The sequence below is a fragment of the Rhodococcus sp. BH5 genome (genome assembly GCF_027583855.1).
Taxonomy (GTDB): Bacteria; Actinomycetota; Actinomycetes; order Mycobacteriales; family Mycobacteriaceae; genus Rhodococcus_F; species Rhodococcus_F qingshengii.
Genome location: NZ_JAJHVW010000001.1, coordinates 1,064,481 through 1,077,697, shown reverse-complemented (window position 1 = coordinate 1,077,697; position 13,217 = coordinate 1,064,481). Strand labels below are relative to the sequence as shown.

At 62.8% G+C, this 13,217-nt stretch carries 14 protein-coding genes; 10 read left to right on the top strand and 4 right to left on the bottom strand.

The annotated features are described in order from the left end of the window. Positions 1-89 precede the first annotated feature (89 nt). Entirely contained in the window at positions 90-1,787 is a 1,698-nt protein-coding gene (locus RhoBH5_RS04945; RefSeq protein WP_003940674.1) for an MFS transporter, read from the top strand. A gap of 61 nt (positions 1,788-1,848) precedes the next feature. Next, the gene (locus RhoBH5_RS04940) at positions 1,849-3,159 is read left to right on the top strand and encodes an HNH endonuclease signature motif containing protein (protein ID WP_270007992.1); all 1,311 of its coding nucleotides are present in this window, start codon (positions 1,849-1,851) and stop codon (positions 3,157-3,159) included. Between the two features lie 109 nt (positions 3,160-3,268). On the opposite strand, the gene RhoBH5_RS04935 is transcribed toward RhoBH5_RS04940, so the two are convergent. Genes RhoBH5_RS04935 through RhoBH5_RS04925 form a run of 3 tightly spaced genes read right to left on the bottom strand, consistent with a single transcriptional unit; the run spans position 3,269 to position 5,905 of the window. Then, complete coding sequence (locus RhoBH5_RS04935) at positions 3,269-3,910, bottom strand: Maf family protein (protein ID WP_007731146.1); 642 nt, start codon at positions 3,908-3,910, stop codon at positions 3,269-3,271. Positions 3,911-3,926: 16 nt separating this feature from the next. Further along, positions 3,927-4,268 (bottom strand): acyl-CoA carboxylase subunit epsilon, encoded by a 342-nt coding sequence (locus RhoBH5_RS04930; RefSeq protein WP_007731147.1) that lies wholly within the window; start codon positions 4,266-4,268, stop codon positions 3,927-3,929. Further along, on the bottom strand, positions 4,265-5,905 hold the full coding sequence (locus tag RhoBH5_RS04925; protein WP_003940853.1) for an acyl-CoA carboxylase subunit beta: 1,641 nt from the start codon (positions 5,903-5,905) through the stop codon (positions 4,265-4,267). Before RhoBH5_RS04925 ends, RhoBH5_RS04930 begins: the two co-directional genes overlap by 4 nt. Positions 5,906-6,020: 115 nt before the next feature. Between RhoBH5_RS04925 and RhoBH5_RS04920 the strand changes: the two genes are divergently transcribed. From RhoBH5_RS04920 to RhoBH5_RS04900, 5 genes are all read left to right on the top strand, one after another. Continuing rightward, positions 6,021-6,875: a biotin--[acetyl-CoA-carboxylase] ligase gene (locus RhoBH5_RS04920; RefSeq protein ID WP_003940755.1), complete on the top strand. Its 855-nt coding sequence runs from the start codon at positions 6,021-6,023 to the stop codon at positions 6,873-6,875. A gap of 117 nt (positions 6,876-6,992) precedes the next feature. Continuing rightward, positions 6,993-7,568 (top strand): HdeD family acid-resistance protein, encoded by a 576-nt coding sequence (locus RhoBH5_RS04915; RefSeq protein WP_003941007.1) that lies wholly within the window; start codon positions 6,993-6,995, stop codon positions 7,566-7,568. 90 nt (positions 7,569-7,658) lie between these two features. Next, positions 7,659-8,225 carry a PH domain-containing protein gene (locus RhoBH5_RS04910; protein WP_003941034.1) on the top strand — a complete coding sequence of 189 codons (567 nt, stop codon included), beginning with the start codon at positions 7,659-7,661 and terminating at the stop codon, positions 8,223-8,225. 37 nt (positions 8,226-8,262) lie between these two features. Continuing rightward, positions 8,263-8,943, top strand: coding sequence for a response regulator transcription factor (locus tag RhoBH5_RS04905; protein ID WP_003940916.1), 681 nt, complete (start codon positions 8,263-8,265; stop codon positions 8,941-8,943). A gap of 26 nt (positions 8,944-8,969) precedes the next feature. Further along, positions 8,970-10,292 (top strand): sensor histidine kinase, encoded by a 1,323-nt coding sequence (locus RhoBH5_RS04900; RefSeq protein ID WP_003940828.1) that lies wholly within the window; start codon positions 8,970-8,972, stop codon positions 10,290-10,292. A 26-nt stretch (positions 10,293-10,318) separates the two neighbouring features. On the opposite strand, the gene RhoBH5_RS04895 is transcribed toward RhoBH5_RS04900, so the two are convergent. Then, positions 10,319-10,918, bottom strand: coding sequence for a GtrA family protein (locus tag RhoBH5_RS04895; RefSeq protein WP_081557655.1), 600 nt, complete (start codon positions 10,916-10,918; stop codon positions 10,319-10,321). A 191-nt stretch (positions 10,919-11,109) separates the two neighbouring features. Between RhoBH5_RS04895 and RhoBH5_RS04890 the strand changes: the two genes are divergently transcribed. Genes RhoBH5_RS04890 through RhoBH5_RS04880 form a run of 3 tightly spaced genes read left to right on the top strand, consistent with a single transcriptional unit; the run spans position 11,110 to position 13,190 of the window. Continuing rightward, positions 11,110-12,309: a 5-(carboxyamino)imidazole ribonucleotide synthase gene (locus tag RhoBH5_RS04890; RefSeq protein ID WP_442972451.1), complete on the top strand. Its 1,200-nt coding sequence runs from the start codon at positions 11,110-11,112 to the stop codon at positions 12,307-12,309. Next, positions 12,293-12,805 (top strand): 5-(carboxyamino)imidazole ribonucleotide mutase, encoded by a 513-nt coding sequence (gene purE / locus RhoBH5_RS04885; RefSeq protein ID WP_054187636.1) that lies wholly within the window; start codon positions 12,293-12,295, stop codon positions 12,803-12,805. Before RhoBH5_RS04890 ends, purE begins: the two co-directional genes overlap by 17 nt. A 7-nt stretch (positions 12,806-12,812) precedes the next feature. Next, entirely contained in the window at positions 12,813-13,190 is a 378-nt protein-coding gene (locus RhoBH5_RS04880; protein WP_054832030.1) for a hypothetical protein, read from the top strand. Positions 13,191-13,217 lie beyond the last annotated feature (27 nt).

Genomic DNA, 13,217 nt, shown 5'->3' with positions numbered 1-13,217 from the left:
TATCCCATCTGGGGGACTGAATTGTCCGAAATACTACAATCTAAACAAGAACAGGTTCTAGAAGCGTTGTGTTCGATTAGGATCATTCGGTGCTTCCGGACCCTTTAGGTGACGCTGTCGGCGCCGACCACAAGGGCGGGCGGCGAGCTGGTTCTCTGACGCCCTGGCTCGGGTTGGCGACGAGTCTGGCGGCGGCATTCATGCAATTGCTCGACGCGACCATCGTCAACGTCGCGCTTCCGAGTATCGCCGTCGATCTTCAAGCAGGCGTATCGGCGCAGTTGCTCATGGTCAGCGTGTACATCCTGGCTTTCGCGTGTTCGTTGATCACTGCAGCGCGGCTGGGGGACCTGTTCGGCCGTAGAGTTGTTTTTCTGACCGCCTTGTCCGTATTCGTGGTTGCCTCGTTGCTGTGCGGGCTCGCGCAGAGCGCGACGATGTTGATCGTCTTCCGGGGTCTGCAAGGATTGGCGGCCGGTTCGATGTCCGCCCAGACGTTCGCCATCATCTCGGGTCTGTTTCCGAAGGCCAGGCATCCGCGAGTCTTCGGGATCTACGGTGCGACCATCGGGCTCGCAACGGTCAGCGGGCCTCTGATCGGCGGGCTGCTGATCGAGTGGAATCTGTTCGACTGGGGCTGGCGCCTGATCTTCTTCGTCAACATCCCGATCGGCATCGCCGCCTTGATTCTCGGATATTTCCATCTCGTCGATGCTCGCGCTGAGCATGTGCGCTCACTGGACCTCATCGGCGCCGCACTGTCATCACTGGCGCTGTTCCTGCTGATCCTTCCCCTGGCCGAGGGAAGGGCGCGCGGATGGCCCACAGGTCTTGTCGTAATGCTCGCGATGTCGGCGCCGGTGGCAGTGGCGTTTGTGCTCTACGAATCGCGTTTGGCGAAACGAGGCGGCGATCCGGTCCTTCGTCTCGAGCTTTTCCGCGACCGAGCCTTCACAATCGGCGCGGTTCTTGCGTTCGTTTTCTTCGGAACCCTGACTTCCTTGATCTTCACCATCAGTCTCACCCTTCAGTTCGGCTTCGGGTTCTCCGCATTGCGAGCGGGCGTCATGACGCTGCCGTGGGCCGTCGGAATGGGCGTGGCGGCGGTTCTCTCATCGGCGGTGTACCGGATGCTCGGAAACCGTGTTCTGATCCTGGGGATGGTCGTCTTTGCCGGCTCGCTGATCGCGCTGTCGATCATCCTCGAACGCGAAGGAACCGATCCACGCTGGCTCGCGCTCGCCGGTCCGCTGCTTCTCGGGGGCGCAGGTCTCGGACTGTTCGTGGCACCACTGCAAACCGCGATCCTTGCGACGGTCGAACCCGCGCACGCGGGTTCGGTGTCGGGACTGCTTCCTACCGTTCAGCAGGTTGGCAGCTCCATCGGACTGGCCTTGATCGGAGTGGTGTTCTTCTCGCTCGTCGCGGGGCAAGCTCCGCAAGCAGTGCAGGGGGAGCGGCCCGAGTACGTTGCGAACCTTGAAGCTGCCGGCGTTGGTCCCGGCCTGATCGACATCGCCGAAAAGGCCTTTGTCGATTGCGCAACAAGCCAATTGGCATCCGGAACACCGATGGAGGTGGCGCCGGAATGTCGCCGGGACGGCTCCGCCGGTGCCGGGGGTCAATCCGTTCAGGTGGCAGTTGATGCCGCGTACGCATCGACTCGCGCGGCGGCCGGCGAAGCATTTCTCCAAGCGCAGCGCCGTGTGCTCGCGATCATCGCAGCAATTGCGCTCGGTATCGGATTGGCGTCGACTGCTCTGCCGCGGGTCAATTCGCCGGTCTGAAAATTGCCCTTGACTCGAACGGGTGTTCGAGTACCCTGTATGCAGGGGATCGGGGGATTCAATGAGTGTCTTGTTGTCGGATGTGGTGTCTGGTTCTGCGGTGGGGTTACGTGGACGTCTGTGGCAGTTGTCGGCTGCTGAGTTACGTGCGGCTGCGGTGTCGGCGAGCGCGGAGATTCTTCGTCTCGAGGCTGTGCGGGTGGCTGTGGTCGACGAACTCTCGTTGCGGCCGGATGATCAGGTGATCGCCAGTCGCGGGGTGGGTGCGTGGTTGGCGGCTAACACGATGTTGCAGGTTCGGGACGGGAAGAAGATCGCCGCGTTGGGTGCGGCTTTGCGGCCGTTTCCGGCGGTGGCGGCTCGGTTCGATGGCGGGGATTGCTCCTTCGATCATGCCGTGTTGATCGTGGCGTTCTGTGAATCACCACCGAAGGGGATGCCGGAGGACGCGCTACCGAAGTGCATCGATTTGTTGCTCGCTGCTGCGTCGGGTGTGGAAGCGACGACGACGAAAGTGCGGAACGTGATCGCGACCTTGGAGCGGTTGTTCGAATCGGATGAGATCCCGCCCGCCGAAGATGTCGATCTCAATGAGTTGCGGATCGCGTCGACGCTCAATGGTCGGGTGGTGGTGCGTGGGGATTTCGATGCCCTCACCGGGGAAATGTTGCTGTCGGCGTTGTCGAATCTGACGATGCCGACCCCGGCACCGGACGGGACTCCCGATGCCCGGTCGGCGGCGAAGCGGACTGCGGATGGGTTCACCGAACTGATCCGGCGTTATCTCGATTGCGCCAAGACCGGTACCGATGGTGGTCAGCGTCCGCATGTGAACGTGCACATCAATGCTCGTGATTTGGCTGAGCATCGGGATTGTGCCGCACAGTCTTCGGATTCGGGTGATGACGGCTCACTGGAGCTGTCCGATCTTGATGTCGGGCACATGCCCTGGCTGGGACCGCTGTCGGTGTCGCAGACCAGGCTTCTCGGGTGCGATTGTTTCCTCTCCACCGTCCTGCTCGACGATCACGGCGCGCCGCTCGATGCGAAACCAGGGAAGAGGTTGGTCACCGCCGAACAGCGAGTGGCGTTGATTGCCCGAGACAGAGGCTGTGCGTTCCCGGGTTGCACATGTGTACCGGCGTGGACCGATGCGCACCATATCCGGCACTGGGCGAACGGCGGCCCGACGGTGATGAACAACCTGGTCCTGCTGTGCCGTTCGCACCACCGGTTGATGCACCGGAAATCAGGGTTCGTCGGGAAATGGGATATCCGTATCGGTGTCGACAACAAACCGTGGTTCATTCCGCCGCCCTCGATCGACCCGCAGCAGCAACCGAGGCCGGCGAACACCACCTTCAAAACCTGAAGGGTCAAACCTTTTCGGTGACAACAAAAACGACCAGCTTCGCATCGGCATGGACCCGATGCGGGGCTGGTCAGTGGTGCTTGGAGAAAACGTGCTTGGAGAAAACGCGTCAGAAGATGCTCTGCGTGCGCCAGAGATCCGAGACGGAAACCCCGACACGCTCGAGAAGTGTTCGTACCAAAGGTAATCCGATACCGATGACACTCGAGGGATCACCCTCGATCCTCTCCACGAACCAGCCGCCGAGACTGTCGAGCGTGAATGCTCCGGCGACTTGGAGCGGCTCGCCCGTTGCCAGGTATGCCTCGAGATCCTCGGTGGACGGTTGCGCGAAATGAACCACTGTTGCGCTGTGATCCGAGGCCATGCGGACGATGCGGCCGTCGGCGACGCGTAGGACACAGTGCCCGGTCAAGAGAGTGGCGCTGCGTCCGGCCATTGCGGCCCATCGCTTACGGGCGATATCGACGCTGCCCGGCTTGCCTTGAAGTTGCCCGTCGATCAGGAGCATCGAATCGCACCCGACAACGACTACGTCGGTGAGATTGTCGGCGGCAAGACCGGGAACGATCTCGGCGGCCTTGGCCTCCGCCAGTACCGTCACGACTTTTTCGGGGGCGGCGTCGGGTCCGAGGTTGTCGGCGATCTTGTCCTCGTCGACGCCGGAGACACGCACAAGCGGCGAAACCCCGGCCGCCCGCAGAACTGCGAGGCGAGCCGGGGACGCTGAAGCTAGAACCAGTTGAGTCACGTCAGCAGAGTGATCGTCAGCTGCGACGGATCGCGGGGTTCAGGTACGCGTACGGCGAGAACGGCGCACGCGTGCGGTGGAACTGAGTCGGATCGCCCCAGGTCTCCGCGGGAACGTTCGACTCGGGAGCTTGACCGCTGCCGGCAGCCGCAGCAAGCACGCTGACCAGTGCCGCGATCTCGACGTCCGTGGGCGAACCCTTGACGATCTTGATGACCGACGCGTCGGAGGTCGACGTCTCGGTCAGCTCCGTGAGCGAAGCATCCGTCGCGGTTCCCTCGACGACCGCACCGTTGGTCGGTGCGGTCTCCGCCAGTGCGACATCTTCGCTGAGAATGTCCTCGGTGGTTGCGGTCATAGGGGAATGTTCCCATGCTTCTTGGGCGGAAGGGAAACGGCCTTGCGCTCTAGCAGTCGCAATGCGGAAACGATTTGTCCGCGGGTGTGCGACGGAGGAATGACAGCGTCGACGTATCCGCGCTCAGCGGCGACGTACGGGTTGACGAGTGTGTCCTCGTACTCGTTCTGCAGCTTGAGGCGCAGTGCATCGACGTCTTCGCCGTTCTTCGCGGCTTCGAGAAGCTGCTTGCGGTAGACGAATCCGACTGCTCCGGATGCACCCATGACGGCGATCTGAGCGGTCGGCCATGCCAGGTTCACATCGGCGCCCATGTGCTTGGAGCCCATGACGTCGTACGCTCCGCCGTAAGCCTTGCGGGTGATGACCGTGATCTTGCCGACCGTTGCCTCGCCGTACGCGTAGAGGAGCTTCGCGCCGCGACGGATGATGCCGTTGTATTCCTGCTCGGTTCCGGGGAGGAAACCGGGAACGTCGACGAGGGTGATGATCGGGACGTTGAACGCGTCGCAGGTACGCACGAAGCGAGCGGCCTTCTCCGAGGCGTCGATGTCGAGGCAGCCCGCGAACTGGGTGGGCTGGTTGGCGACGATGCCGACCGAGCGTCCGTCGACGCGACCGAAACCGACGATGATGTTCATCGCGCGCTCGGCCTGGACCTCGAGGAACTCGTCGTCGTCGAGGATGCGACGAATGACCTCGTGCATGTCGTACGGCTGGTTGGCCGAGTCCGGGATGAGGGTGTCGAGTTCGATGTCCTCGGCGGTCAGGCTGTCTTCGATCGAACCGACGATGGGGTCGGTGATCTCGCCGCGGGGAGCTGCTGCCTGGTTGTTGGACGGCAGGTAGCTGAGCAGGTCCTTGACGTAGTCGAGTGCGTCCTGCTCGCCGGAAGCGACGTAGTGGGCGACGCCGGACTTGACCATGTGGGTGCGAGCGCCGCCGAGGTCTTCCATCGTGACGTCTTCACCGGTGACCGTCTTGATGACGTCGGGGCCGGTGACGAACATCTGGGAGGTCTCGTCGACCATCACGACGAAGTCGGTCAGTGCGGGGGAGTACACGTGGCCGCCGGCGGCGGGTCCCATGATCAGTGAGATCTGGGGGATGACACCCGAGGCCTGGACGTTGCGGTGGAAGATCTCGCCGTAGAGGCCGAGCGAGACGACGCCTTCCTGAATGCGCGCGCCTGCACCTTCGTTGATGCCGACGAGGGGCCGTCCGGTGCGGATCGCGAGGTCCATGACCTTGACGATCTTCTCACCGTAGATTTCGCCGAGCGATCCGCCGAAAACGGTGGCGTCCTGTGAGAAGACACAGACGTCGCGGCCGTCGATGGTGCCGTAACCGGTGACGACGCCGTCGCCGACCGGGCGGTTGTCAGCGAGACCGAAGTTCACGCTTCGGTGCCGTGCCAGTGCGTCGAGTTCGACGAAGGAGCCCTCGTCGAGGAGGGCGGTGATGCGCTCGCGGGCGGTCAGCTTGCCTTTGGCGTGCACCTTGTCGATGGCGGCTTCGCCGCTCGGTGCCTGCGCCTGGGCTTGGCGATTCCGCAGGTCCGCGAGCTTTCCCGCGGTCGTGTGGATATCGGGTGCGGCCGCCGCCTCCGGCGCGTTCGGCTCTTGGACAGTGGTCATGGACGTGAGCTTAACGAGAGTGCGTGGGGGGCTTCGAAGGCAGGTCCGATTGTCGCTGTCTTGCAGGCTCAAGCTACTGACCAGTACATTCTCGCCGTCGTCATAGGCTGGGGCTATGTGGACCGACTTGAACCGACCGCCCCTCGACGGCAATGCCCTACGACGCGCACTCGTGCGCAGTGACAACGACGACGCGCGCGTTTTCTGGAACCGCCTCGACGTTGTCGAGGAGACCGGTTCGACGAACGCGGATCTCCTTGCGCGAGCGGCAGATCCGGATGCCGACCGTCACGTTCTGATCGCCGAATATCAGGCGAGTGCCCGTGGCCGTCATTCGCGCACGTGGGTGAGTCCGCCGCAAGCGCAGATCTCGATGTCGGTTCTGCTGTCGATGCCCGGAATGAATCTCGCGGACATGGGTTGGCTCCCGCTACTGTCGGGAATCGCGGTCGTCGACGCGCTGCGCAACGTGGCCGAAGTGCCCGCAGAACTCAAGTGGCCGAACGACGTTCTCATCGGTGACAAGAAGGTCGCCGGCATTCTGGCCGAGGTGGCGAGGACGGCGCCCGATCCCGCGGTGGTGGTGGGGATCGGGCTGAACGTGAGCCTCGGCGTCGAGGAGTTGCCCGTCCCGACCGCTACGTCACTGCTGATCGAAGAAGCATCGACTGTCGACCGCGACACTCTCGTTCGCGCAATCGCCCGTGAATTGGCGACGCAATTCCGTGCTTGGGAATCGTCGAAATGGGATACATCTGTGTTGGCTGCCGAATACCGGCAGCGCTGCGGGACGCTGGGCAAACGAGTCCGCGCGGTCTTGCCGGGCGACAAGGAGGTGTTCGGTATCGCGACCGACGTCGACACTTCCGGACGCGTCGTCATCGAAATCGAGGGAACAGATGGGGAGACCTTTGCGGTCGCAGCGGGTGATATCACGCACCTTCGCGCCGCCCCGGTCACCGAATCGTGAACGTTGCCGGATTTTCTGGCACCAAAGTGCTAATTTTTGGCCCGGACCGGTTTTGAACCAACCGTCCGTCCTTCATTTCACTCAACTGCGGGATTTACCGAGCTGCCTAGGGGCGTCATGACCACACCGATCGTTGTTCCGACCGAAGCCGAGACGGCCGAGAGCGCTCGCCGCGTACTCACCGGCGTGACGGTGCTGCTCGGTGTCCTCACATTGGGACTGGGTATCGCGGTACTCGCGTGGCCGGATGCCACCCTGTTCGTGGTCGCGGTTGTCATTGCGATCCAGCTGTTCGGATTCGGAATCGTTCAGATCATCCGTTCGTTCGCGGACGTGACGGCTTCGGGTGGAACTCGCACGCTCGTCGCGATCTCCGGCGCGTTGGCAGTGCTCCTCGGATTCTTGGTTCTCCGTAGCCCTTTGCAGACGGTGGTTCTGATCGCGTTGGTGATCGGTGCCTGGTGGGTATTCCGTGGCGTTCTCGATCTGGTCGACGCGGCGTCCGGGCACACCGTCGATCGCGGTCTGTCGATCGTGCTCGGAGTCATCAGCATCGTCGCGGGTGCAATCGTCCTTCTGCAGCCCGAACTCTCGCTCGACGTCTTCCGCATCGTGGTCGGCGTGTGGATGGTGCTGTACGGCATCATCATCGTCGTGACCCCGTTGGTGCTGCGAAAGATCGCGCAGCCCTGAGCGTTGCCCTGAAGGCGGGTGTGCCTGAAAGTCGGTGTGCCTGAAAGTCGGTATGCCTGAAAGTCGGTGCGGGGTGGCAGACTTCCCGTCATGGGATATCCCGAAGACGCCCTCGCTCAGGACGAGGAACTGATACTGCATCGCCATCCTCATTGGAAGATGTTGGTGCTTCCGGCGCTGACGTTCGTACTTGCGACGGCCGTCGCCGGTTTCTTGTTGGGCCTCGCACAGACGAGATTGGACGGCACGGCTCGCACCGTGTCGTCCATTGCCGTCGGAATCATCTGGCTCGGTGTCGTGGCCTGGCGATCGGTTGCGCCGTTCACGGTCTGGAAGTTCACGCATTTCATCGTCACCGATCGGCGAGTGCTCATCCGCCACGGAGTGCTCACGCACACGGGTATCGACATTCCCATGGGACGGATCAGCAATGTTCAGTTCCGTCACGGCCTGATCGATCGAATGCTCAAGACCGGAACTCTGGTCATCGCATCTGCCAGTGACGATCCGCTCGAGTTCGACGACATTCCTGACGTCGAGCACGTTCACGCCCTGCTGTATCACCAGGTTTTCGATTCCATGCAGCAGCCACCATCGCAGGCACCGCAGTGGCCGTCAGGTGAAAACGACGACCCGAATGATCGAAATGGCTGGTAATCAACGTGCAAAGGCGTGTTGTCCGTAGTCTGTTCGTGTGACTGCCGTATTGCTAGCCGAAGACGACGAGGCCATTGCTGCACCCCTTTCCCGCGCCTTGGGGCGTGAAGGGTATTCGGTGACGGTCGAACCGACCGGACCCGCTGCGTTGCAGCAGGCGCTCGAAGGTGATTTCGACCTGTTGATTCTCGATCTCGGCCTTCCGGGCATGGACGGCCTCGAGGTCTGCCGACAGATTCGTGCGCATCGCACCTCGCTCGCCGTGCTGATGTTGACCGCCAGGACCGACGAAGTCGACTTCGTGGTCGGGTTGGACGCGGGCGCCGACGACTACGTCAGCAAGCCGTTTCGTCTCGCCGAGTTGATGGCACGTGTGCGAGCACTCCTGCGTCGCCACGGTGGCCGCGAGGACACGATCGTCGAGGTCGGTGGCATCAGGCTCGAGCCCGCGGCACGACGCGTACTCGTCAACGGCTCCGAAATCGCCTTGGCCAACAAGGAATACGAGCTTCTGCGGGTCCTCCTCGAGCACGCCGGGGAAGTGGTCTCGCGCGATACGATCCTTCGTGAGGTGTGGGGCGACGTCGAGCTTCGTGGATCGAAGACGCTCGACATGCACATGTCGTGGCTGCGCCGCAAGATCGGCGACGAGGGCCCCGCCGTGGAACGCAGGATTGCCACCGTCCGCGGTGTCGGTTTCCGAATCAACACCGACTAACTTCTCGAGAATCAGGAACTGCCGGCATGCGGCGTCGCATATTGCAGTCGATTCTCGCTGTCGTGATCATGACGGCGTTGCTGCTGGGGGTTCCGCTGATCTACACGGCGTGGCTCTGGGTGGAGGACGTGACGCGAAGTGATCTCCGGGTGCGCCTCGACCGGATGGCCGCTGAGGTCATCGCGCAAGAGGGGACGAACGGACTCGTCGAAGGTGCGTTGAACACAGATTCGCTCAAGGTTCTCACCCCGAACGACGGGCGCCTCGTCGTCGTGTATCCGACCGTCGTCGACGGCGCCGCACGCGTCGACGTCGGTGAGGCGACGGTCAAGAACGCACTCGTCGAATCGCTCGCGATGGGAACGTCCGGCTCGTTGCGTCTCGAGGTGCCGTCGGAGAACCTGCGCACCCAGCAGAAGCAGGCGGTGATGGCTGTCGGCGTGCTCGTGCTTCTGTCCATCACGGCAGGCACCGTGGTTGCTGTGGTCACTGCGCGTCGGCTTGCCGATCCGCTGCAGGATGTGGCCGACCGGGCGGCGCGCCTCGCCGAAGGCGACTTCCGGCCGGATCCTCGTCGGCACGACATCCCCGAACTCGACCGCGTGTCCGACGTCCTCGATGCGGCAACCGTGGAGATTTCGGTGCGGCTGCAACGAGAGCGCGCGCTGGTTGCGGACGTCTCGCATCAACTGCGCAGTCGACTGACTGCAGTGCGGCTGCGCCTGGACGAGTTGTCCGTTCACGAAGATCCTGACGTCGTGAACGAGGCCGAGGAAGCCATGGCGCAAGTGGACAGGCTCACCGACGGAATCGACGACCTGATTCGCTCGTCGCGCACCAGTGGGTCATCGGCGAGTCTGGTGTCGGTAGTCGGCGAGCTGGAACAGGTGACTCGCGACTGGCAGGCTCAGTTCGACGGAGAGGGACGCAGGCTGCGCCTACGCGGCGATCGCACGGTGATGGCTGCGACCACAGGTTCGCGTCTGCGTGAAGCTGTTTCCGTTCTGGTCGACAATTCGTTCGAACACGGTGAAGGCACGTGCACGGTGTCGGTGCGATTGATCGACGGTACGGGTCGCAGCTCGTCTCGCCGTGACTCGATGGTGTGCGTCGAGGTCACCGACGAAGGCTCCGGTGTGGAGAACGATCTGGCGCCGCACATCTTCGACAGAGGATTTTCGGGGGCGGGGTCCACCGGCGTCGGGTTGGCGCTCGCACGTGCACTGATCGAAGCCGACGGGGGCCGACTGGAACTGCAGAGGCGTAAGCCTGCCTTGTTCGCCGTCTTCCTGCCGGTGGCCAACACGGCGCCGACCGCGGACGTCGTTCCGCGCCGCGAACCGCGCTGACCGAAAGGCCGGCGCAGACGGAAAACTCAGGAGTGCCCGAGCTCCTCTTCGGCGTCAGGAATTACCGGCTCAGGCGCTGTGGTTTCGGATAACGCTGTGGTTTCGGGCAACCCTGTGGTGTCGGACAGTTCGAGCGGTTCCGGATTCTCGTCGGGAAACACGAACTTGCGGAAGGCCCAGAATCGGAACGCCATCTGCAGCAGGTTGCCGATGACATATGCACTGATGAAGTCGGCGATGTTCTCCGTCGCCAAGCTGACTTCGGGTACGCGCAGGTTGAAGACGTAACTGGAGATGTACAGCGGGATGAAGCTGATGACGACACCGATGGCGCTGATGATGAAGAACAGCGCAGCTTCGTGCGCTGGTTCACGGCCACCACGGTTCTTGAACGACCACTCGCGGTTGAGAATGTACGACGCGATCACCGCGACGACGCCGGCGATGATCTTGGCCGTGATCGGCTTGGATTCGAGGATCGACAGCTTGAGTGTGTAGAAGATGCCCGAGTCGATGAGGAAGGTCGTTCCGCCGACGATCGCGAATTTGATCAGCTCGCTGTGACGCAGAGCGATGTCACGAAACGGTTGGGGTATGCGGGCAATGACCCCGTCGACAAATGGCACAACAGATGAGTTTACGAAACGAAACCGCGTTACCACCAATTTGCCGCGGATTCATCAGCAGAATCACAGATTGGGAACGCTGAATGAACGGGCGAACGCGGCACATGACAACATAGAGAGCCGTGACCGGCAACAACGATCCCGCGCAGATCCCCGCCCGCCCGACCACCCCTCGACCGGCAAAAGCATCCATGCCCGTCGTCACCATGATCGGTGGCGGACAGTTGGCCAGGATGACTCACCAGGCGGCGGTGGCCCTGGGCCAGACGCTCCGAGTGCTCTCCGGGACTTCGGACGAGCCGGCAGCTCAGGTCAGCCCCGACGTCGTGCTCGGCAGCCACACCGACCTCGACGCTCTTCGACGCGCAGCGGTCGGTTCCAACGCGTTGACGTTCGACCACGAGCACGTGCCCACGGAGCATCTCGAGGTTCTTGTTGCCGAAGGCGTGAACGTTCAGCCGCCGCCGCAGGCTCTGATCTTCGCTCAGGACAAACTGCTGATGCGTCGCAAACTTGCCGAACTGGGCGCGCCCGTACCTGTGTACGCCGAAGTGACGTGGGCAGAAGACGTCGTGCGTTTCGGTGCGCAACACGGTTGGCCGCTTGTCATCAAGGCAACTCGCGGAGGCTACGACGGCCGCGGAGTCTGGATCACCGACGATCAGGACGAAGCAGAAGCCATCGTCACCGAGCAGCTGGACAAGGGTGTTCCGCTGATCGTCGAGGAAATGGTCTCGATGCGTCGGGAACTGTCCGCCATGGTCGCGCGGTCGCCGTTCGGCCAGGGCGCTACGTGGCCGGTCGTAGAGACCGTTCAGCGCAACGGCCAGTGCGCCGTCGTGATCGCACCTGCTCCCGCCCTTTCGAGCGCCGTTGCCGAGGAAGCCGAACAATTGGCGTTGCGCATCGCGTCCGAGCTCGGTGTTGTCGGCTCGATGGCCGTGGAACTCTTCGAGACGACTGACGGCACTCTCGTGGTCAACGAGCTGGCCATGCGCCCGCACAACTCCGGTCACTGGACGATGGACGGCGCCCGCACCTCTCAGTTCGAGCAGCACCTGCGCGCGGTTCTCGACTACCCGCTCGGAGATACGTCGCCGATCGCGCCGGTCACCGTGATGGCAAATGTTCTCGGTGCGCCGGAAGCTCCCGAGATGACGATGGACGAGCGCGTCCATCACCTGTTCGCGCGGATGCCCGACGCGAAGATCCACCTGTACGGCAAAGGTGAGCGCAAGGATCGCAAGATCGGACACGTCAACATCGTGGGCGGCGCCGGATCCATCGACGATCCGAATTACGTTGCCGCAGTTCGGGAACGCGCCGAGCGCGCAGCATATTGGCTTTCGTACGCAGTTTGGACCGACGGATGGGATGTACACGGTGAGTGAGAGCGCGCAGGTCGGCCTGATCATGGGCAGCGATTCGGATTGGCCGACCATGGAAGCTGCAGCCGAAGCTTTGGCCGAGTTCGGTATCCGCTTCGAGGTCGGTGTCGTCTCGGCGCACCGCACGCCTCAGCGGATGCTCGACTACGCCAAGGAAGCTTCCGGCCGCGGAATCAAGGTCATCATCGCCGGTGCCGGTGGCGCCGCGCATCTTCCGGGCATGGTTGCCTCGGCCACGCCGTTGCCCGTCATCGGTGTTCCGGTGCCGCTCAAGTACCTCGACGGTATGGATTCGCTGCTTTCTATCGTCCAGATGCCGGCCGGCGTCCCGGTGGCGACAGTGTCGATCGGTGGCGCCCGCAACGCCGGTCTGCTGGCTGCTCGGATTCTCGGTGCTTCGGATCCCGCACTGCAGCGGCGGATGGTGGCGTTCCAGGAGAGCCTCGAGTCGATGGTGCTCGACAAGGACAAGGCGCTCCGCGAGAAACTGCTGGGCTGATTCTCTCGTGTGTGCACGACGCGGGCTGCCGCTGATCCGAGCGAGTCGGGGCAGCGCGCAGTCCGCATTCGTCACCCGCGTCGCCCTGTTCTACGCCGGGATTCTCCGCGCGGACATCCGCTTCGACGACGAGTCCGGGATCTTCGTCGCTTCCGGGCTGCGCAGCGGGTTCGCCAGAGGGGGAACAACTCTCGGTGGTGTGTATCTCACGCGGCGAAACACGACGCGATCCGTCCTTCGCCACGAGGCAGTCCACGCGGACCAATGGGCCAGGTACGGAATCATATTCGGGTTGTTGTACCTCCGTGAGGAACTGCGTCACAGGGGGCCGCGGAACCGATTCGAAATCGAGGCCGGACTCGAAGACGGCGGTTACCGCACCTGAGTGAAAGCTCGTCAGTAAAAGCTACTC

Excerpts from the sequence above, each read along its gene's own strand:
- purE (WP_054187636.1), top strand. The coding sequence starts at position 12,293 with ATGTACACGGTGAGTGAGAGCGCGCAGGTCGGCCTGATCATGGGCAGC.
- RhoBH5_RS04920 (WP_003940755.1), top strand. The coding sequence starts at position 6,021 with ATGTGGACCGACTTGAACCGACCGCCCCTCGACGGCAATGCCCTACGA.
- RhoBH5_RS04940 (WP_270007992.1), top strand. The coding sequence starts at position 1,849 with ATGAGTGTCTTGTTGTCGGATGTGGTGTCTGGTTCTGCGGTGGGGTTA.
- RhoBH5_RS04910 (WP_003941034.1), top strand. The coding sequence starts at position 7,659 with ATGGGATATCCCGAAGACGCCCTCGCTCAGGACGAGGAACTGATACTG.
- RhoBH5_RS04890 (WP_442972451.1), top strand. The coding sequence starts at position 11,110 with ATGCCCGTCGTCACCATGATCGGTGGCGGACAGTTGGCCAGGATGACT.
- RhoBH5_RS04900 (WP_003940828.1), top strand. The coding sequence starts at position 8,970 with ATGCGGCGTCGCATATTGCAGTCGATTCTCGCTGTCGTGATCATGACG.
- RhoBH5_RS04915 (WP_003941007.1), top strand. The coding sequence starts at position 6,993 with ATGACCACACCGATCGTTGTTCCGACCGAAGCCGAGACGGCCGAGAGC.
- RhoBH5_RS04925 (WP_003940853.1), bottom strand. The coding sequence starts at position 5,905 with ATGACCACTGTCCAAGAGCCGAACGCGCCGGAGGCGGCGGCCGCACCC.
- RhoBH5_RS04930 (WP_007731147.1), bottom strand. The coding sequence starts at position 4,268 with ATGACCGCAACCACCGAGGACATTCTCAGCGAAGATGTCGCACTGGCG.